At 67.3% G+C, this 18705-nt stretch carries 17 protein-coding genes; 5 read left to right on the top strand and 12 right to left on the bottom strand.

What is annotated here, in order from left to right:
• Window positions 1-60: 60 nt before the first annotated feature.
• From ilvC to ABDC78_RS10345, 3 genes are read right to left on the bottom strand one after another with little or no spacing between them, the layout of a single operon-like run.
• Window positions 61-1062 (bottom strand): ketol-acid reductoisomerase, encoded by a 1002-nt coding sequence (ilvC, locus tag ABDC78_RS10355; protein WP_347133492.1) that lies wholly within the window; start codon window positions 1060-1062, stop codon window positions 61-63.
• 51 nt (window positions 1063-1113) lie between these two features.
• Complete coding sequence (gene ilvN, locus ABDC78_RS10350) at window positions 1114-1626, bottom strand: acetolactate synthase small subunit (RefSeq protein WP_178362137.1); 513 nt, start codon at window positions 1624-1626, stop codon at window positions 1114-1116.
• Window positions 1623-3401 carry an acetolactate synthase large subunit gene (locus tag ABDC78_RS10345; protein ID WP_347133491.1) on the bottom strand — a complete coding sequence of 593 codons (1779 nt, stop codon included), beginning with the start codon at window positions 3399-3401 and terminating at the stop codon, window positions 1623-1625. Before ABDC78_RS10345 ends, ilvN begins: the two co-directional genes overlap by 4 nt.
• A 348-nt stretch (window positions 3402-3749) precedes the next feature.
• Here ABDC78_RS10345 and ABDC78_RS10340 point away from each other — a divergent pair, with 348 nt between their 5' ends.
• Entirely contained in the window at window positions 3750-4139 is a 390-nt protein-coding gene (locus tag ABDC78_RS10340) for a PH domain-containing protein (protein ID WP_178362135.1), read from the top strand.
• Between the two features lie 111 nt (window positions 4140-4250).
• Here the strand turns inward: ABDC78_RS10340 and ABDC78_RS10335 are convergent, their stop codons facing one another.
• The gene (locus ABDC78_RS10335; RefSeq protein WP_178362134.1) at window positions 4251-5078 is read right to left on the bottom strand and encodes a DoxX family protein; all 828 of its coding nucleotides are present in this window, start codon (window positions 5076-5078) and stop codon (window positions 4251-4253) included.
• 147 nt (window positions 5079-5225) lie between these two features.
• Between ABDC78_RS10335 and ABDC78_RS10330 the strand changes: the two genes are divergently transcribed.
• Window positions 5226-6347 (top strand): PQQ-dependent sugar dehydrogenase, encoded by a 1122-nt coding sequence (locus tag ABDC78_RS10330; protein WP_178362133.1) that lies wholly within the window; start codon window positions 5226-5228, stop codon window positions 6345-6347.
• Between the two features lie 10 nt (window positions 6348-6357).
• On the opposite strand, the gene ABDC78_RS10325 is transcribed toward ABDC78_RS10330, so the two are convergent.
• From ABDC78_RS10325 to gatC, 5 genes are all read right to left on the bottom strand, one after another.
• Window positions 6358-7722, bottom strand: coding sequence for a HAMP domain-containing sensor histidine kinase (locus ABDC78_RS10325; RefSeq protein WP_178362132.1), 1365 nt, complete (start codon window positions 7720-7722; stop codon window positions 6358-6360).
• Between the two features lie 3 nt (window positions 7723-7725).
• On the bottom strand, window positions 7726-9228 hold the full coding sequence (gene gatB / locus ABDC78_RS10320) for an Asp-tRNA(Asn)/Glu-tRNA(Gln) amidotransferase subunit GatB (RefSeq protein ID WP_178362131.1): 1503 nt from the start codon (window positions 9226-9228) through the stop codon (window positions 7726-7728).
• Between the two features lie 64 nt (window positions 9229-9292).
• Entirely contained in the window at window positions 9293-10324 is a 1032-nt protein-coding gene (locus tag ABDC78_RS10315) for an ATP-dependent 6-phosphofructokinase (protein WP_178362130.1), read from the bottom strand.
• 17 nt (window positions 10325-10341) lie between these two features.
• On the bottom strand, window positions 10342-11817 hold the full coding sequence (gatA, locus tag ABDC78_RS10310; protein WP_178362129.1) for an Asp-tRNA(Asn)/Glu-tRNA(Gln) amidotransferase subunit GatA: 1476 nt from the start codon (window positions 11815-11817) through the stop codon (window positions 10342-10344).
• A gap of 71 nt (window positions 11818-11888) precedes the next feature.
• Window positions 11889-12188, bottom strand: a complete 300-nt coding sequence (gatC, locus tag ABDC78_RS10305; protein ID WP_178362128.1) for an Asp-tRNA(Asn)/Glu-tRNA(Gln) amidotransferase subunit GatC — start codon at window positions 12186-12188, stop codon at window positions 11889-11891.
• Window positions 12189-12269: 81 nt separating this feature from the next.
• On the opposite strand from gatC, the gene ABDC78_RS10300 reads away from it, so the two are divergent.
• Window positions 12270-12929: an amino acid-binding protein gene (locus tag ABDC78_RS10300; protein ID WP_347133490.1), complete on the top strand. Its 660-nt coding sequence runs from the start codon at window positions 12270-12272 to the stop codon at window positions 12927-12929.
• Between the two features lie 3 nt (window positions 12930-12932).
• On the opposite strand, the gene ligA is transcribed toward ABDC78_RS10300, so the two are convergent.
• Entirely contained in the window at window positions 12933-15020 is a 2088-nt protein-coding gene (gene ligA, locus ABDC78_RS10295; protein WP_218621544.1) for an NAD-dependent DNA ligase LigA, read from the bottom strand.
• A gap of 133 nt (window positions 15021-15153) precedes the next feature.
• On the opposite strand from ligA, the gene ABDC78_RS10290 reads away from it, so the two are divergent.
• Together ABDC78_RS10290 and ABDC78_RS10285 are read left to right on the top strand one after the other, a co-directional pair.
• Window positions 15154-15555, top strand: a complete 402-nt coding sequence (locus tag ABDC78_RS10290) for an MmcQ/YjbR family DNA-binding protein (RefSeq protein WP_178362126.1) — start codon at window positions 15154-15156, stop codon at window positions 15553-15555.
• Between the two features lie 34 nt (window positions 15556-15589).
• Window positions 15590-17200, top strand: coding sequence for a 4-coumarate--CoA ligase family protein (locus ABDC78_RS10285; protein WP_178362125.1), 1611 nt, complete (start codon window positions 15590-15592; stop codon window positions 17198-17200).
• A 9-nt stretch (window positions 17201-17209) separates the two neighbouring features.
• Here the strand turns inward: ABDC78_RS10285 and ABDC78_RS10280 are convergent, their stop codons facing one another.
• Entirely contained in the window at window positions 17210-17422 is a 213-nt protein-coding gene (locus tag ABDC78_RS10280; RefSeq protein WP_178362124.1) for a hypothetical protein, read from the bottom strand.
• A gap of 243 nt (window positions 17423-17665) precedes the next feature.
• Window positions 17666-18676 carry a methionine synthase gene (locus ABDC78_RS10275; RefSeq protein ID WP_178362123.1) on the bottom strand — a complete coding sequence of 337 codons (1011 nt, stop codon included), beginning with the start codon at window positions 18674-18676 and terminating at the stop codon, window positions 17666-17668.
• Window positions 18677-18705 lie beyond the last annotated feature (29 nt).

The raw sequence follows: 18705 nt of genomic DNA, 5'->3' as shown, positions 1-18705 counted from the left end.
CGCGATTTCGGTGTAGCTCGTCTCGCTCAACGTGACGAACTACACCGAAATCGCAAGGAACTAGGCAGTCTCGGTGATCGGGCGATCGACCCAGCTCATCAGGTCACGCAGCTTCTTGCCGGTCACCTCGATGGGGTGTTCGGCATTCTCCTTGCGCAGCTTCTCGAGTCGCTTGTTGCCGCCCTCGACGTTGGCGACGAGCTCCTTGACGAAGCTGCCGTCCTGGATGTCCTTGAGGATGCCGCGCATCCGCTCCTTGGTGTCGGCGTCGATGACGCGCGGACCGGACAGGTAGCCGCCGAACTCCGCGGTGTCGGACACCGAGTAGTTCATCCGCGCGATGCCGCCCTCGTACATCAGGTCGACGATCAACTTGAGCTCGTGCAGCACCTCGAAGTAGGCGAGCTCGGGCGCATACCCGGCCTCGACCATGACCTCGAAGCCGGTCTTGACCAGTTCTTCGGTGCCACCGCACAACACGGCCTGCTCACCGAACAGATCGGTCTCGGTCTCGTCCTTGAACGTGGTCTTGATGACGCCGGCCCGGGCCCCGCCGATGCCTTTGGCGTAGGACAGCGCCAGGGCCTGACCCTCACCCTTGGGGTCTTGGTCGACCGCGATCAGGCAGGGCACTCCCTTGCCGTCGACGAACTGCCGACGCACCAGGTGCCCCGGCCCCTTCGGGGCGACCATGCCGACCGTCACGTTGGCCGGCGGCTTGATCAGGTCGAAGTGGATGTTCAGGCCGTGGCCGAAGAACAGCGCGTCGCCGTCGTTGAGGTTCGGCTCGATGTCGTTCTTGAAGATGTCGGCCTGCGCGGTGTCGGGTGCGAGCACCATGATCACGTCGGCCCACTTGGCGACCTCTGCGGGGGTGTCCACCTCGAGGCCCTGCTCGGTGACCTTCTCGCGGGACTTGGAGCCCTCCTTGAGACCGACCTTCACCTGCACACCCGAGTCGCGCAGGCTCAGCGAGTGCGCATGACCCTGGCTGCCGTAGCCGATGACACCGACCTTGCGACCTTGGATGACCGACAGGTCTGCGTCGTCGTCATAGAACATCTCAACTGCCATCTTCGTGAATCTTCTTTCTTCTCTTTGCTTTTCGAATCATTACTTGGTGCTGATACCGCGGGGGCCGCGGGACAGCGACACCACACCGGACTGGACGATCTCGCGAACCCCGTAGGGCTCGAGCACCCGCAACAGCGCTTCGATCTTTCCAGGCGTTCCGGTGGCCTCGACGGTCAGCGACTCGTTCGAGACGTCGACGACCTTGGCGCGGAACAGGTTGACCGCTTCGATCACCTGGCCACGGGTGGACGCATCGGTGCGGACCTTGATCAGCGCGAGCTCGCGGGAGACGGTGGTCTCCTCATCCTGCTCGACGATCTTGATCACGTTGATCAGCTTGTTGAGCTGCTTGGTGATCTGCTCCAGCGGTGAATCCTCGACGTCGACCACGATGGTCATCCGGGAGAGATTCTTGTGCTCGGTGGCGCCGACGGCCAGCGACTGGATGTTGTAGCCGCGCCGGGAGAACAGCGACGCCACGCGGGCGAGCACGCCCGGTTTGTCCTCCACGAGCACCGACAGTGTGTGTGTGCGCGGAGCAGCGGTGCTCATGCGTGTCCCTCTTCCGGATCGCCGAACAACGGCCGGATTCCCTGCGCCGCCTGGATCTCGTCGTTGCTGGTGCCTGCGGCCACCATCGGCCACACCTGGGCGTCGGCGCCGACGGTGAAGTCGATGACGACCGGCCGATCGTTGATCGCCCGGGCTTGCGCGATGACGTCCGCGACGTCTTCTTCGCGCTCACAACGCAATCCGACGCAGCCGAGCGCCTCGGCCAGCTTGACGAAGTCCGGGATCCGCCGCGAATGGGTGGACAGATCAGTCTGGCTGTACCGCTCTTCGTAGAACAGCGTCTGCCACTGCCGCACCATGCCGAGGTTGCCGTTGTTGATCACCGCCACCTTGATGGGGATGCCCTCGATCGCGCAGGTGGCCAGCTCCTGGTTGGTCATCTGGAAGCACCCGTCCCCGTCGATGGCCCACACCTCGGTGTCCGGGCAACCCATCTTGGCGCCCATCGCCGCGGGCACCGCGTAGCCCATCGTGCCCAGCCCACCCGAGTTCAGCCACGTCTTGGGCTTCTCGTACGAGATGAACTGTGCGGCCCACATCTGGTGCTGCCCGACACCGGCCACGTAGATGGCGTCGGGTCCGGCGATCTTTCCCAGACTTTCGATGACGTACTCGGGTGACAGGCTGCCGTCGCTCTGCGGCCCGTAGCTCAGCGGATAAGTGTCCTGCACGTTCTGCAGGTAGGTCCACCAGTCGTCGATCTCGATGACGTCGGAGGCGCCGTCACGGCGCAGCACGTCGAGCAGGTCGGTGATGACCGCCTTGACGTCACCGACGATCGGCACGTCGGCGTGCCTGTTCTTGCCGATCTCGGCGGGGTCGATGTCGGCGTGGATGACCTTGGCCTCGGGGGCGAAGGACTCCAACTTGCCGGTCACCCGGTCGTCGAAGCGTGTCCCCAGCGCGATGAGCAGGTCGCTGCGCTGCAGCGCGGCCACCGCGGAGACGGTGCCGTGCATGCCGGGCATACCGAGGTTCTGCCGGTGGCTGTCCGGGAACGCACCGCGCGCCATCAGCGTGGTGACCACCGGGATTCCGGTCAACTCGGCCAGCGCCGAAAGTTCCGCGGTGGCTTCACCGCGGATGACCCCGCCGCCGACGTAGAGCACCGGCTTGCGGGCGGCGGCGATCAGCTTGGCGGCCTCGCGGATCTGCCGGTTGTGCGGCTTGGTGTTCGGCTTGTAGCCCGGCAGGTCCATCTGCGGGGGCCAGCTGAACGTGCACTCGCCCTGCAGGATGTCCTTCGGGATGTCGACGAGCACCGCGCCCGGGCGCCCGGTCGAGGCGATGTGGAACGCCTCTGCCAGCGCGCGCGCGATGTCGTCACCGTTGCGCACCAGGAAGTTGTGCTTGGTGATCGGCATGGTGATGCCGGAGATGTCGGCTTCCTGGAACGCGTCCGTGCCGATCAGCCCTCGTCCGACCTGTCCGGTGATCGCCACCACCGGGATCGAGTCCATCTGGGCGTCTGCCAGCGGCGTCACCAGGTTGGTCGCGCCGGGACCGGACGTCGCCATCATGACGCCGACCTTGCCGGTGGCGTGGGCGTAACCGCTGGCGGCGTGGCCCGCACCCTGCTCGTGGCGGACCAGGACGTGCCGCAGCTTCTGCGAGTCGAACAGCGGGTCGTACACCGGCAGAACCGCGCCGCCGGGGATACCGAAGATCGTATCGACGTCGAGCTCCTCGAGCGCCCGGATGACGGCCTGGGCCCCGGTGAGTTGATGCGGGGCAACGTTATTCGGTTGACGTATGGCTTGCGCCGGGGCTGTCGCGGAGTTGTGCTTCGCGGCAGCCGCTGTCCCGTTCGTCGGGGTCGCCGACTGCTCGGGTGGTCGCGTGGTGGGTGCGCTCACGGTGTCCTCTGGTCTTTCTCGGTCGGTGCGATCTTCTCAAAATCGGTGCTGGGGCAACAAAAAACCCCCGTCAGCCCAGCGGGCTGTACGAGGGTTGCGCGTCGATGCTGTTTTGCTATGCCCGAATCGGGGCCAGCGCGGCATCAACGCGCAACCCAATTACTACGAGCATGGTCTGCATAGCAGTCGACGGTAGCCGCCGAACTGGCCAAACGTCAAATGCCCTGTCGATGGAATGATGGCGGCATGGGTTCCCCTTCGACGTCGGCCCCGGTGGTCATCAGGATCTCACCCATGGCGCACCTCGCCGTCGCGCTGTTCTCGTTCGCACTGCTGTCGGTGGTGCTGGCCGTGGGCGGGTGGTCGGTGCTGCTGTTTGTCATCCCGGTGATGCTGTCGCTGGTGATCAGCCGGTACCGGACCACCGCAGACGGTGACGGGGTCACCGCGCGACGGTTGCTGAGCAGCGAGACGGTCCGCTGGGACGAGATCGACGGGCTGCGGTTCGGCCGGCGGGCATGGGCGCTGGCCCGCCGCCGCGACGGGAGTGAATTGCCACTGCCGGCAGTCACGTTCGCCACGCTGCCGCAGCTGACGGTGGCCAGCGGCGGACGCGTGCCCAATCCCTACGACTGACAGTCCGGCCAGCTCCGCTGAGACTGCGACCATGGCGCACGTCTCTCACACTTCGTCGCCCTCAACGCAGGCTCAACGCTCGCGCGTCACGCCAAGGGATTGGCTCGCGCGTCACGCCAAGGGATTGGCGCCGTTGAGCAGCACCCAGATCGCCACGCCCGCACCCACACCCAGGATCAGTGCGGCGAACGACCCGATGAAGGGGCGACGGGCCCAGCCCCGGCCCGCGTCCAGACCGTACCTACCGGGGCCGATCAGGATCATCGCCGCGACCACGCACACCAGGATCACCAGGTATTCGTGGCCGTCGGTGAGGAAGGCCGAGAGCCTGGCCTCGTCGTGGGCGATCGACACCTCGGCGAGGAAGGCGGTGACCAGGTAGGCCAGCGCTCCCGCGGCCGCGATCGGGGTGAACAGCCCGAGGACGAGCAGCACACCGGCGGCGATCTGGCCGCCGGCGGCCACGTAGGTCAGGATGTCGGCGTACTGGAAGCCCCATTCGGTCAGCGAATCCCGGAAGCCACCGAGACCGGGACCGCCCCACCAGCCGAACACCTTCTGCAGGCCGTGGCCGATGAACAGGGCACCGACCGCGATCCGCAACAACAGCAGGCCCAGGTCCTGGGTGCCTCTGCGGTCCGCATCGCGGCGATCGGGGTCACTGACGACCTCGGCGGGGGCCGCGGCGCCATATGCGCCGGCGGCCAGGCCACCGCTGGGCTGTACGTACGGCAGCGGTTCGGGATCGTTCATCAGGCCGAAGGGGTGTTCGTTCGCCGGCTTGGCGGCGTCGTAGCGCGGGATCGCGGTGGTTTCGAAGTCACCGCCGTAGTTCGCGGAAGGGAGATCGTCCTCGGGATCCACCAGGCTCGCCGACGCAGGCCGACCGCCCGATTCGTCGGGCCGCTGCCAGGGGCGTGGGTCTTGGGGACTTGTCACAGCTGCCAGGGTAAGTGCTAGTCACCGCCGAGTCGGGAATTGGCGCGGCGCGTTGACCGCTGTTTATCGACACTGTTTGTGCTGCGCCGGGCGGTGTCGGGCGGAGCGCGTGGCGCGTACCGCCCGACAATCCGTAACCTGGCGTGCATGAGTCAGCGCCGGTCGTCGGGTGCAGTTGTCGTGTTGCTGTGCGCGGCGCTGTTCGCCGGTGCAGGCTGCGCCCGGTTCGACTCGGCGCAGTCCCAGCCGTACACCACCGAACCCGAACTCGCCCCGGGCCCGACGTCCACCCCCCCACCGCCGCCGCCGCTTCCCGCCACACCGTTCCCGAAGGAATGCCCGGCGCCGGGTGTCATGCAGGGCTGCCTGGAGAGCACCAGCGGGTTGATCATGCTGCCCGACAGTCAGTCCGCGCTCGTCGGCGAACGCACCACGGGAGCGGTCAAGCAGGTGGCAGTCCGAGCGGAACCCTTCGTCAAGACGGTGATCCCCGTCGACCCCAGCGGCGACGGCGGCCTGATGGACATCATCCTGTCGCCGACCTACTCCCAGGACCGGTTGATGTACGCCTACATCAGCACCCCGACCGACAACAGGGTCGTCCGGATCGCCGACGGGGATGTCCCCAAGCCGATCCTGACCGGCATTCCCAAGGGGGCCACCGGCAACATGGGCGCACTGGCCTTCACCAGTCCCACGACGTTGATGGTTCAGACCGGTGATGCGGGCGACCCGGCCCAGGCGTCGGATCCCGGTTCGATGGCCGGCAAGCTGCTGCGCATCGAACAGCCGACCACGGTCGACCAGGCCCCCACCACCACCGCGATGTCGGGTCTCGGCCCCGGCGGCGGCATGTGCATCGACCCGGCCGACGGCGCTCTGTATGTCACCGACCGGACCGAGACCGCCGACCGGTTGCAGCGCATGAGCAAGGACTCGACGGTGTCCACGGTGTGGACCTGGCCCGATCGCCCCGGCGTGGCAGGCTGCGCCGCGCTCGACGGCACCGTGCTGGTCAACCTCGTCGACACCAAGCAGACGGTCGCTGTGCAGATGGCCCCGGAGACCGGTGCGGTGACCGGCGACCCGGAAGTGGTCCGCCAGGATCAGCACGGACACGCCTGGGCACTGCAGGTCTCCTCCGACGGCAACGTCTGGGGCGCCACGGTCAACAAGACCAACGGTGATGCCGAGAGGCTCGACGACGTGGTGTTCCCGCTGTTCCCGCAGGGTGGCGGCTTCCCGCGGACCAACGAGGAGAAGACCTGAGCCGCCTCGCCTACTGCGGGCCCGAACCCTGCAGGCGCAGTATCAGCCTCGTCCCGCCCATCGGGCTGACCTCCAGGGCGGCGGTGCCACCGTGGATCTCCGCCTGCTGAGCGACGAGCGCCAAACCCAGACCTGAGCCCGACCTCGACGCTGTGGTGCCCCGATGGAAGCGCTCGAACACCTCGGCCCGTTCCTCCTCCGGCACACCCGAACCGTTGTCGTCGACGGCGATCTCCACCCCGGCTGAGGAACTGACGACACTGAGCCGAACCTGCGTGGCGGCACCGTGTTTGACGGCGTTGGCGATGGCGTTGTCGATGACGAGTCGAAGGCCCGCGGGCATCCCGAGCATCAACACGGTCGTCGACGACGCCAGCGACACATCGAGGCCCGGATAGTTGTGCATCGCGTCGTGGGCTGCGCGATCGAGCAGTTCGGCGACGTCGACGGGAACGAAGTCGTCGACCGTGGTCAACTCCCCCTGCGCGAGCCGCTCCAGGGCCGTCAGCGTCGCTTCGATCCGGGTCTGGGTACGCATCACGTCGCTGATCACCTCCTTGCGCTGCTCGACGCCCATGTCGAGGGTCAGCAGCACCTCGAGGTTGGTGCGCATCGCTGTCAGCGGCGTGCGCAACTCATGGGAGGCCACGGCGGCGAAGTCGCGCGCCGACTCCAGTGCCGCCCGGGTGCGCTGCTGCTCGTCGCCGATCCGGGCGAGCATTCCCTCCACGGCTTCGGAGATCTCGACCGCCTCCCACACCCCGCGCACCTGCACCTCGTCGGGATTGGACTGGGCGTTGATGGCGCGCGCCTGTTGCGCGAGCAGCCGGAACGGGTTGACCATGATCAGCGCGATCACCCACCCGACGAGCAGTGTCCCCAGGATCACCCCGAAGCAGATCCAGAACACCCGCCAGTGCAGTGAGTCGATGCGGGCCTGGGTGTCGGCCAGCGGCGCGCCCAGCGCGATCGATGCGGTGCCGGTGGTGATCGTGCGGATCCGGTACTCGACGCCGTCGATCGTGGCGTCGGCGTATCCGCTGGGCATCTCCGGCAACACGATGTCGGCCGGAATCGAGACCGTCGCGTCGCCGATGCGGGCGGTGCGCACCAGGCCGCCCTCGGTGGGCTCGGGACCGATGCCGTCCTGCGCGCTGCGCAGCAGGGTGTTGACGTCACCGAAGCTCGACAGTGAATCCAGTCGCCGGTCGAGTTGGTCGTACTGGTCGTCGGTTACGCCGACCCACACCCACACGCCGAGGGTCAGCACCAGGATGATCACACCGAGCTGGGACAGGATGACGATCGACCGCAGCGACAGCAGCCGCAGCGGATGCACCAAGATGCGCAGCACCAGGTCCTGGGGTGACTTCATCGGCTAGCTACAAGCGGCCATGACCAGCTCGCGTACCCGCGCGGCGTCGGCCTGGCCCTTGGTGGCCTTCATCACCGCACCGACGATCGCCCCGGCGGCCTGCACCTTGCCGCCGCGGATCTTCTCGGCGACGTCGGGGTTGGCGGCCAGCGCTTCGTCGACGGCGGCCTGGATCAACGAGTCGTCACGCACGACGGCCAACCCGCGGTCGGTCATCACCTGCTCGGGATCGCCCTCACCGGCCAGCACGCCCTCGACGACCTGACGCGCGAGCTTGTTCGACAGCTTGCCGTCGTCGACGAGCTCGACCACCGCGGCGACCTGGGCGGGGGTGATCGCCAGGTCCGGCAGCGCCACGCCGAGTTCGTTGGCCTTCTGCACCAGGAAGTTTCCCCACCACGCTTTTGCGGAGTCGCTGGACGCACCGTGCTTCACGGTCTCGGTGATCAGGTCGATGGCGCCGATGTTGACGAGATCGCGCAACACCTCGTCTGAGATCCCCCACTCCTGCTGAATTCGCTTGCGCGACAACCACGGGAGCTCGGGAATCGTCTGCCGCAGCTGCTCGACGTACTCGGCACCGGGAGCGACCGGTTCGAGGTCCGGCTCGGGGAAGTACCGATAGTCCTGCGCGGTCTCCTTGCTGCGGCCGGGCGAGGTGTAGCCGTCCTCGTGGAAGTGCCGGGTCTCCTGCACGATCGTCCCGCCGGACTCCAGAACTGCTGCCTGCCTGCGCATCTCGTAGCGGACCGCCACCTCGACGCTCTTGAGCGAGTTGACGTTCTTCGTCTCGGTGCGGGTACCGAACTCGGCTTGACCGATCGGTTTCAGTGACACGTTCGAGTCGCAGCGCATCGAACCCTGATCCATCCGCACATCGGAAACATCCAAGCCGCGCAGCAGATCTCGCAGCGCGGTCACATAGGCGCGGGCGATTTCGGGAGCCCGCTCGCCGGCGCCCTCCACCGGTTTGGTGACGATCTCGATCAGCGGCACCCCCGCGCGGTTGTAATCCAGCAGCGAGGTGGTGGCCCCTTCGATCCGGCCGGTGTCACTACCCAGATGGGTCAGCTTTCCGGTGTCCTCCTCCATGTGGGCGCGCTCGATCTCGATCCGCCACGTGGTGCCGTCGTCGAGCGGGACCTCGAGGTGACCGTTGATGGCGATGGGCTCGTCGTACTGGCTGATCTGGTAGTTCTTCGGCTGGTCCGGATAGAAGTAGTTCTTGCGGGCGAACCGGCCCCACGGGGCGATGTCGCAGTTCAGCGCGAGGCCGATGCGGATGGCGGATTCGACGGCGACCTGGTTGAGCACCGGCAGCGAGCCGGGCAGTCCGAGACACACCGCGCACACCTGGGTGTTGGGGTCGCTGCCGAAGCTGTTGGCGCAGCCGCAGAACATCTTGGTCTTCGTCGACAGCTCGACGTGCACCTCCAGGCCCAGCACCGGCTCGTATTTGGCGATGACCTCGTCGTAATCCAGCAGTTCGGCGGTGTCCACAGACATGCGGTTGATCCTAGTGGGTCACGTTTTCACCCCGGGCACACGCGAACCCGCACGGCACAGAGCCTCAGCCGAAGAACTCGGCGGCGTCGTCGTAGCGGCTCTGCGGCACCAGCTTGAGCTGTTTCACGGCGTCGGCCAGCGGGACCCGGCCGATGTCCTGGCCGCGCAACGACACCATCATCCCGTATTCGCCGGCATGGGCGGCGTCGGCGGCGTTCACGCCGAAACGGGTGGCCAGCACACGGTCGTAGGGTGTCGGCGTGCCGCCGCGTTGCACATGGCCGAGCACCGTCACGCGCACTTCCTTGTTGATCCGCTTCTCGACCTCGACGGCGAGTTGCTGCGCGACGCCGGTGAACCGTTCGTGACCGAACTCGTCGGTGCCGCCCTTGGCCAGCTGCATCGAGCCCTCGGCGGGTTTTGCGCCTTCGGCCACCACGCAGATGAAATGCGAATCACCCCGCACGAACCGCTGCTTGACCAGCCGGCACACTTCTTCGACGTCGAACGGCTGTTCCGGGATCAGTGTCATGTGGGCGCCGGAGGCCAACCCGGCGTTCAGTGCGATCCAGCCGGCGTGGCGACCCATCACCTCGACGAGCATCACCCGCTGATGCGATTCGGCGGTGCTGTGCAGGCGGTCGATGGCGTCGGTGGCAACGTGCAGCGCGGTGTCATGGCCGAAAGTCACGTCGGTGCAGTCGATGTCGTTGTCGATCGTCTTGGGAACGCCCACCACGGGGACGTTCTCCTCGGACAGCCAGTGCGCCGCGGTCAGCGTGCCCTCGCCGCCGATCGGGATCAGCACATCGATCCCGTTGTCCTCCAGCGTCTGCTTGATGTGATCCAGACCGGCGCGCAGCTTGTCCGGGTTGGTGCGCGCGGTGCCCAGCATCGTTCCGCCCTTGGCCAACAACCGGTCGTTGCGGTCGTCGTTCCTGAGCTGGATGCGGCGGTCCTCGAGGAGTCCGCGCCAGCCGTCCTGGAAGCCCACCACCGACGAGCCGTAGCGCACGTCACAGGTGCGGACCACCGCCCTGATCACCGCGTTGAGGCCGGGACAGTCGCCGCCGCCGGTCAGCACTCCGATACGCATGGCCCCATCCTCCCCCGTCAGAGCGCAGTTGGCAGTGGACCGCGGGCAACCTCATAGGCCGCACCGATCCGGTAGAGCCGGTGATCGGCGAGCGCAGGCGCCATGATCTGCAGTCCGACGGGCAGGCCGTCGTCCGCCGACAGTCCCGACGGCACCGACATCCCGCAGTGGCCGGCGAGGTTGAGCGGCAACGTACACAGGTCGAACAGGTACATCGACAGTGGATCGTCGACCTTCTCGCCGAGCCGGAACGCTGTGGTCGGCGTGGTCGGCGACACCAGCACGTCGACGCTGCGGTACGCCTCATCGAGATCGCGCGCGATCAGGGTGCGGACCTTCTGGGCCTGGTTGTAGTAGGCGTCGTAATATCCGGCGGACAACGCGTACGCGCCGATCATGATCCGGCGCTTGACCTCGGAGCCGAAACCGGCGGCGCGGGTCAGCGCCATCACCTCTTCGGCGCTGTGAGTGCCGTCGTCCCCGACGCGAAGGCCGTACCGCATCCCGTCGAACTTCGCCAGGTTCGACGACACCTCTGAGGGCAGGATCAGGTAGTAGGCGGGCAGCGAGTAGTCGATGTGCGGGCAGTCCACCTCGCTGACCTGCGCACCGAGAGCGGTCAGCTGATCGACCGCGGCGTTGAACGAGGCCAGCACCCCCGGCTGGTAGCCCTCTCCGCTGCGCAGTTGCTTGATCACCCCCACCCGGACACCGGTCAGGTCGCCCGCAGCGCCGGCTCTGGCCGCACCGACGATGTCGGGCACCGCGGCGTCCACCGACGTCGAGTCACACGGGTCATGACCCGCGATGACGGCGTGCAGCAGCGCGGTGTCCAGCACCGTCCGCGCACACGGCCCACCCTGGTCCAGCGACGAGGCACAGGCGATCAGCCCGTAGCGGGAGACCGTGCCGTAGGTGGGTTTCACGCCGACGGTCGCGGTCAGCGCGGCCGGCTGTCGGATCGACCCGCCGGTGTCGGATCCGATGGCCAGAGGTGCCTGGAAGGCAGCCAGGGCGGCTGCGCTCCCGCCGCCCGAGCCACCTGGGACCCGGTCGAGGTTCCAGGGGTTGCGGGTGGGCCCGTAGGCCGAGTTCTCGGTCGACGACCCCATGGCGAACTCGTCCATGTTGGTCTTGCCCAGGATCGGGATGCCGGCGCCGCGCAGCCGCGCGGTCACCGTGGCGTCGTAGGGCGACATCCAGTCTTCGAGGATCTTCGATCCGCACGTCGTGGGCATGTCGGTCGTGGTGAACACGTCCTTGAGCGCCAACGGCACGCCCGCCAGCGGCGAGGGCAGCTGCTCACCGGCGGCGACGGCGGCGTCGACGGCGGCTGCGGCCTCGAGCGCCTGATCCGCCGCGACGTGCAGGAAGGCGTGGTATTCGCCGTCGGTGGCGGCGATCTGGTCCAGGCAGGCCTGGGTCACCTCGGTCGAGGACACTTCCCCGGCGGCGATCTTCGTGCTGAGGGTGGCCGCATCGAGCCTGGTCAACTCGCTGCTGTCTGCTCTTCGCGCACGCGGCTCATTGCCCTTTTCTCTTCGCGCAAGCGGCTCATCGGCGCTCATTCGGCTTCCCCCAGGATGCGGGGCACGGCGAATCGGTCGTCGGCGGCCTTGGGTGCCGCCGCGAGGGCCTGCTCCTGCGGCAGGGACGGCCGGACCACGTCGGGGCGGAACACGTTGACCGACTTCAACGGATTGTCCGTGGCCTCGACGCCGGTGACGTCGACCGCCTGGATCTGACTGACATGGCCCAGGATGGCGTCCAACTGGCCGACAAAGCTGTCCAGTTCGGCGTCGGTCAGAGCGAGCCGGGCCAGCCGTGCCAGGTGAGCTACTTCGTCTCGAGAGATCTGGGACACGACCACGAAGCCTAGTTCAACCACGGTCCGGTGATGACGCCCGAGTCGCTGCCGACGGGTCCCCGTGAAACAGTGTTGCCCGTGCCTTCGTATCTGCTGCGGGTCCAGCTAGAGGACAGGCCGGGCAGCCTCGGCTCCCTGGCCGTGGCACTCGGCTCCGTCGGCGCCGACATCCTGTCGCTGGACGTGGTCGAACGCGCAGCGGGTTATGCGATCGACGATCTGGTGGTCGATCTGCCCCCCGGCGCGATGCCCGACATGCTCATCACCGCCGCCGAGAAGCTCAACGGCGTGTACGTGGACAGCATCCGGCCACACACCGGACTGCTCGATGCGCATCGGGAACTGGAGTTGATCGACCACGTCGCCGCAGCCGACGGTGCGCTCAAACGGCTGCAGGTGCTCGTCGACGAAGCCCCGAAGGTGCTGCGCGTCGGCTGGTGCACGGTGACCCGACTCGACGATTCCGGCCCGCGGCGACTCGTGGGCAGCTCCGGGGCCCCGGAGACTCAGGCCTCCGAAACGCCGTGGCTGCCGATCCATGACGCCGTCGCACTCGATGAATCAGCCGACTGGATACCGCAGGTGTGGCGGGACATGGACACCACGCTGGCCGCCGCGCCGCTCGGTGATGCGAGCACCGCAGTGGTGCTGGGCCGTCCCGGCGGACCGGTGTTCCGGCCCAGCGAGGTGGCCCGGCTGGGCTACCTGGCCGGGATCATCGCGACGATCCTGCGCTGAGACCTACTGAGCCGGGTCGCCCGGACCGTTCTCCAGCAGTTCGCGGAAGCCGTCTTCGTCGATGACGGGCACCCCGAGCTCGATTGCCTTGTCGTACTTGGATCCTGGCGCGTCACCGGCGACCACGTAGGCCGTCTTCTTCGACACCGAACTGGCCGCCTTGCCGCCGCGGGCGATGATGGCCTCCTTCGCCTCGTCGCGGGAGAAGCCGGGCAGCGATCCGGTGACGACGATCGAGAGCCCCTCCAGCGTGCGTTCGATGCTGGCGTCGCGCTCGTCGGCCATCCGCACGCCTGCGTCGCGCCACTTGTCGACGATCGCACGGTGCCAGTCGACGGTGAACCAGTCGACGACCGCAGCGGCGATCGTCGGACCCACCCCTTCGGTCGCGGCGAGTTGCTCCTCGGAGGCAGCGGTGATGGCCTCCAGGCTGCCGAATTCGGTGGCCAACGCCCGGGCCGCCGTCGGCCCGACGTGGCGGATCGACAGCGCCACCAACACCCGCCACAGCGGCTGGGACTTGGCCTTGCCGAGGTTGCCCAGCAGCCGCTTGCCGTTGGCGGACACCTCGCCGGCCTTGGTGGTGAACAGTTCGGTCCGCATCAGGTCATCGGCGGTGAGGCCGAACAGGTCACCTTCGTCGGTGATCACCTCCGCCTGCAACAGCGCTGTCGCGGCCTCGTAACCGAGACCCTCGATGTCGAATGCGCCGCGTCCGGCGACGTGAAACACCCGCTCCCGCAACTGCGCCGGACAGGAGCGCGAGTTCGGGCAGCGGATGTCGGCATCCCCCTCCTTCGCGGGGGCGAGTTCGGTTCCGCATTCCGGACAGTGGGTGGGCATCACGAACTGCCGTTCGGAACCGTCCCGCAGATCCACCACCGGTCCGAGCACCTCGGGGATGACGTCACCGGCCTTGCGGATCACCACGGTGTCACCGATCAGCACACCCTTGCGCTTGACCTCCGACGCGTTGTGCAGAGTCGCGAGCCCGACGGTCGAGCCCGCCACCTTGACCGGCTCCATGTAGGCGAACGGTGTCACCCGTCCGGTGCGTCCGACGTTGACCCGGATGTCGAGCAACGTCGTGGTGGCTTCCTCGGGCGGATACTTGTACGCCACCGCCCAGCGGGGTGCGCGTGACGTCGCGCCGAGGCGCCGCTGCAGCGCGACCTCGTCGACCTTCACCACGAGTCCGTCGATCTCGTGCTCCACGTCGTGGCGGTGCTCGCCCCAGTAGGCGATGCGTTCGGTGACCGCGTCGAGTCCCCTGACCTGGGCGGTGTGGTCGGACACCGGCAGCCCCCACGCTTTGAGCGCGCGGTAGGCGTCGTGCAGTGTCTTGAACGAGGAACCGGCAGGACCTTCTATGTGGCCGAGGCCGTGGCAGATCATCCGCAGCCTGCGCCGAGCGGTCACCGCGGGGTTCTTCTGACGCAGCGACCCCGCGGCGCTGTTGCGGGGGTTGGCGAACGGGGGTTTGCCCTCGGCCACCAGGCCGGCGTTGAGGTCCTCGAAGTCGGCGACCCGGAAGAACACCTCGCCACGCACCTCGAGGACCGACGGCAGCGGGAATTCCTCTGTCCCGGTGAGCTTCTCGGGCACATCCTCGATGGTGCGCGCGTTCAGGGTCACGTCCTCGCCGGTGCGCCCGTCGCCCCGGGTCGCCCCCCGTACCAGCCGTCCGTCGCGGTAGACCAGCGCCAGCGCCACCCCGTCGATCTTCAATTCGCACAGGTAGTGCGCGTCGGGACCGATCTCGTCCTTGATCCTGGCCGTCCACGCTGCGAGCTCGTCGGGAGTGAACACGTTGTCCAGGCTCAGCATCCGCTCGAGGTGATCGGCGGAGGTGAACTCGGTGGCGAATCCGGCGCCGCCGACGAGCTGCGTGGGCGAGTCGGGGGTGCGGAGTTCGGGATGCTCGCCTTCGAGCGCCTGCAGCTCGCGCAGCAGCCCGTCGAACTCGGCATCGGAGACCACCGGGGCGTCGCGGACGTAGTAGCGGAACTGATGCCCACGCACCTCTTCGGCGAGTTCCTGCCAGCGGCGACGAGCGCCTGCCTCAGGCGCGTCATCGGCCTGCTCGGCCAGCACCGCCTCGGGATCGGGGGTCGCCTCGGCACTCACTCTGGCAGGCTATCGGAGCGCTCCGACAGCGGATCCGGCGCGCTCACGCAGCTGCTGCGTCGCGTTCCGCACCCGATCCGCCGGATAGGCTGGCGCCATGCCGCATCCGATCGTGTTTCGGGACGACGACATGGGATTGGCCGAGGTCCGCGGGATCGCGCTCGGATTCCCGGGGGCGTACGAGAAGATCTCGTGGGGCCGGCCGGTGTTCTGCGCGCCCAAGATGTTCGTCATGTACGGCGGAAGCGTCAAAGGCAGCACCAAGGGCGAGTACGTGCAGTACCCGCACTCGATGCTGATCAAGGTCGACGACAGCGACCGCAGAGCGCTCGAACAGGACACCCGGTTCTTCTTTCCCGCCTACATGGGACCCTTCGGTTGGTTGGGCCTGGACTTCACAGCGAAGAAGGTGGACTGGGACGAGGTGGCCGAGCTGGCGGATTCGTCGTTCCGGTTGGTCGCTCCGAAGAAATTGATCAGACAGCTCGACGAACGTTGACCCCTCGGGGGTCGGGCATGGTTCGATCGGGACCATGAGCTTCGCGAGCCCCTTCCCCGAAGTCGACATCCCCACCGCCAGCGTCTACGAATATCTGTTCGCCGGACTGGATGACGCCGATGTCGACCGCATCGCCCTGATCGACGCAAAGTCCGGCAGGCAGACCACGTATCGCGAGATGGTCGCCCGAATCGACACATTCGCCGGTGCCCTCGCCGACCGCGGCATCGGTGTCGGCGACGTCGTCGGACTGCTCGCGCCCAACAGTTCGGCCTTCGCTGTCGCATTCCACGGGATCCTGCGTGCGGGTGCGACGGCCACCACGATCAACGCGCTGTTCACCGCCAAGGACATCGCCAAGCAGCTGACCGACTCCACCGCCAAGATGCTCATCACCGTCACCCCTCTGCTCCCCCAGGCAAAGGAGGCGGCGGCACTCATCGGCCTCGCGGACGAGAACCTCGTGGTGCTCGACGGGCCGGGCCGGGCCACCGACGGATTTCCCAACGCCGCCGACCTGCTCGCGGCCGGAACACCGGCCCCTCACGTCGACTTCGCGCCGTCCTCCCATCTTGCGGTGTTGCCGTACAGCTCCGGGACGACAGGCAATCCCAAGGGCGTCATGCTCACCCACCGCAACCTGGTCGCCAACGTCGCCCAGATCCGACCACTGCACGGGATGGTCTCCGACGACGTCGTTTTGGCGGTTCTGCCGTTCTTCCACATCTACGGCATGACGGTGCTGCTCAACGCGGCTCTTCATGCCCGCGCCCGGTTGGTCATCATGCCGAGCTTCGATCTCGGCGATTTCCTCGGCAACATCGCTGAACACAAGTGCACCATCGCGTTCATCGCGCCGCCGGTGGCGGTCGCGCTGGCCAAACATCCGCTGGTGGACTCCCATGACCTGTCATCGCTCAACGTCGTCATGTCAGGTGCCGCCCCCCTGGACGCCGATCTGGGCCGTGCGGTCGCCGAACGCCTCGGGTGCACGGTCGTGCAGGGCTACGGCATGAGTGAGCTGAGTCCGGTCAGCCACATCACCCCGTTCGACGGAGGCAGGCACAACATGAGCGCGGACGCGCCGCTCAGTTCTGTCGGCTGGACGGTGTCCAACGCCGCGTCGAAGATCGTCGACCCCGAGACCGGAGACGAGATCGGGCTGCCGGCAGAGGGTTTGAGCGGAACCGGTGAACTGTGGTTCAAGGGGCCCAACGTGATGGCCGGGTATCTCAACAACGACGAAGCCACCCGGGGAACGATCGACGACGACGGCTGGCTGCACACCGGCGACCTCGCCCAGGTCGACGCCGCGGGTTGTGTGTACATCGTCGACCGACTCAAGGAGCTGATCAAGTACAAGGGCTACCAGGTGCCGCCCGCCGAGTTGGAGGCGGTATTGCTGGCGCATCCGCAGATCTCCGATGCCGCGGTGATCGGCGTGCAGGACGACGAGGGCGAGGAAGTCCCCAAGGCCTTTGTCGTCAAAGCCGACTCAGCGCTCACCGAGACCGAGGTGATGGAGTTCGTCGCGAGCCAGGTCGCCCCTTACAAGAAGGTCCGACAGGTCGAGTTCATCGACGCGGTCCCCAAATCAGCGTCGGGCAAGATCCTGCGAAAGGATCTGCGCACCACCCCGAAGTAGTTTGTTCGTCTAGCCGCCGTGACAGCGCCGGATCGCCCGGCGGACCAGATCAGCCTCATGGTTGCTCCCATCGGCGAACTGAGCCTGGCGGGCCTCGGGGACGTTCCTCTTCACGAAGAGGTCGAACGCTGAGACTGCGTCTCGGCAGTCCCGCAGCGCCGCGTACTCGATGTCGGCGTCGGGGTCGTTGCTTCTGGCCAGATAGTCGTAGTAATCGGACATGCTTCTGAAGGATTTCACGAACACGCAGACCCATCTCGTGACGCATGACGTCACGGAATACCCGTTCGATATCAGCGAATCGATTCGCGGATGGTCAGCTCAGCCGGATGGCTCGTGCTGGTCGGCGGGACATCACGGACCAGCACTCTGACCTGGCTTGGGTGTCAACGTCGACAATCATAACCGCCCATCGACGCGGAGAACCCGGGAATTCGGCGGCGTCTTCACGGACCCGCAGGGCCGTCACACAGCCTCTGGATCCTCGGCGAACGCGTCCGCCGCGCGCTGGGCCAACTCGATGGCGGTGCGCGCCCATTCCGGTGTCGCCGCAGCGAGTCCGCACGACGGCGTGACACCGATGCGGTCGCGCAGCACGCCACGGGGGAACCCGAGGCGGTCGGTCACGCCGGCCACCGTCGCCGCAATCTGCGCCGCGGACGGCGGCGCGCCGGTCACGGTGGTCGGCACCGCGCCCAGCAGGACGGTTCGCCCCGATTCGACGAATTCGCCGACCCCGTCGAGATCTGCAGCGGTCAGCGTGTTCACATCAACCGAGACAGCAGCAATAGCGCTGTGCTGCAACAACTTCCACGGCAGCCCCGCGGCGCAACTGTGTACCGCCACGTCCCCGCCCACGACCGCGACACATTCGTCGAGCAGTTCGGTGACCACGGCCTCGTCCACCGGATGTACCGGCGACAGTGTGGAAACCCCTGTCAGCCGGCCCAACAGCGCGGCCGGCAACGACGGTTCGTCGAACTGCACGACCACGTCGGACTCCAACCGACGCGCGATCTGCGCACGCAGCGCTGCCATCCCCTCGGCGAGGGATCTGGTCAGATCACGCACCGCGCCGGTGTCGGTGATCGCGCGATGCCCGCCGGGCAGTTCCAGGTGAGCGGCCAACGTCACCGGTCCGGATGCCTGCACCTTGACGGTCCGTCCGCTTCCCCGCAGTCCGGCCTTCTCCCAGGCCTCCTCGAGGGCGTCGATGTCCTCGTCCAGAAAACTCATCGCCCGCCTGGTCACCGACCGGCGGCCGGGCGCGATGCGGTACCCGCGAGGCACCGTGTCGATGGAGATGTCCACCAGGATCGCCCCGGCGCGGCCGATCAGGTCGGCGCCCACTCCGCGGACGGGCAACTCGACGAGATGGGGAAGACGGTGCAGTTCGCCGACGATCACCTCGGCGGCCTCCCTGGCAGACGAGCCAGGCCAGGAGCCGATGCCGGTCGCACTAGCAAAAACACTCACTCGATGGACCCTATGCGACCGGTTACCCT

Origin of the sequence: Mycobacterium sp. DL (assembly GCF_039729195.1) — a bacterium.
GTDB lineage: Bacteria > Actinomycetota > Actinomycetes > Mycobacteriales > Mycobacteriaceae > Mycobacterium > Mycobacterium hippocampi_A.
This window is presented reverse-complemented; position numbering and strand designations above follow the sequence as displayed.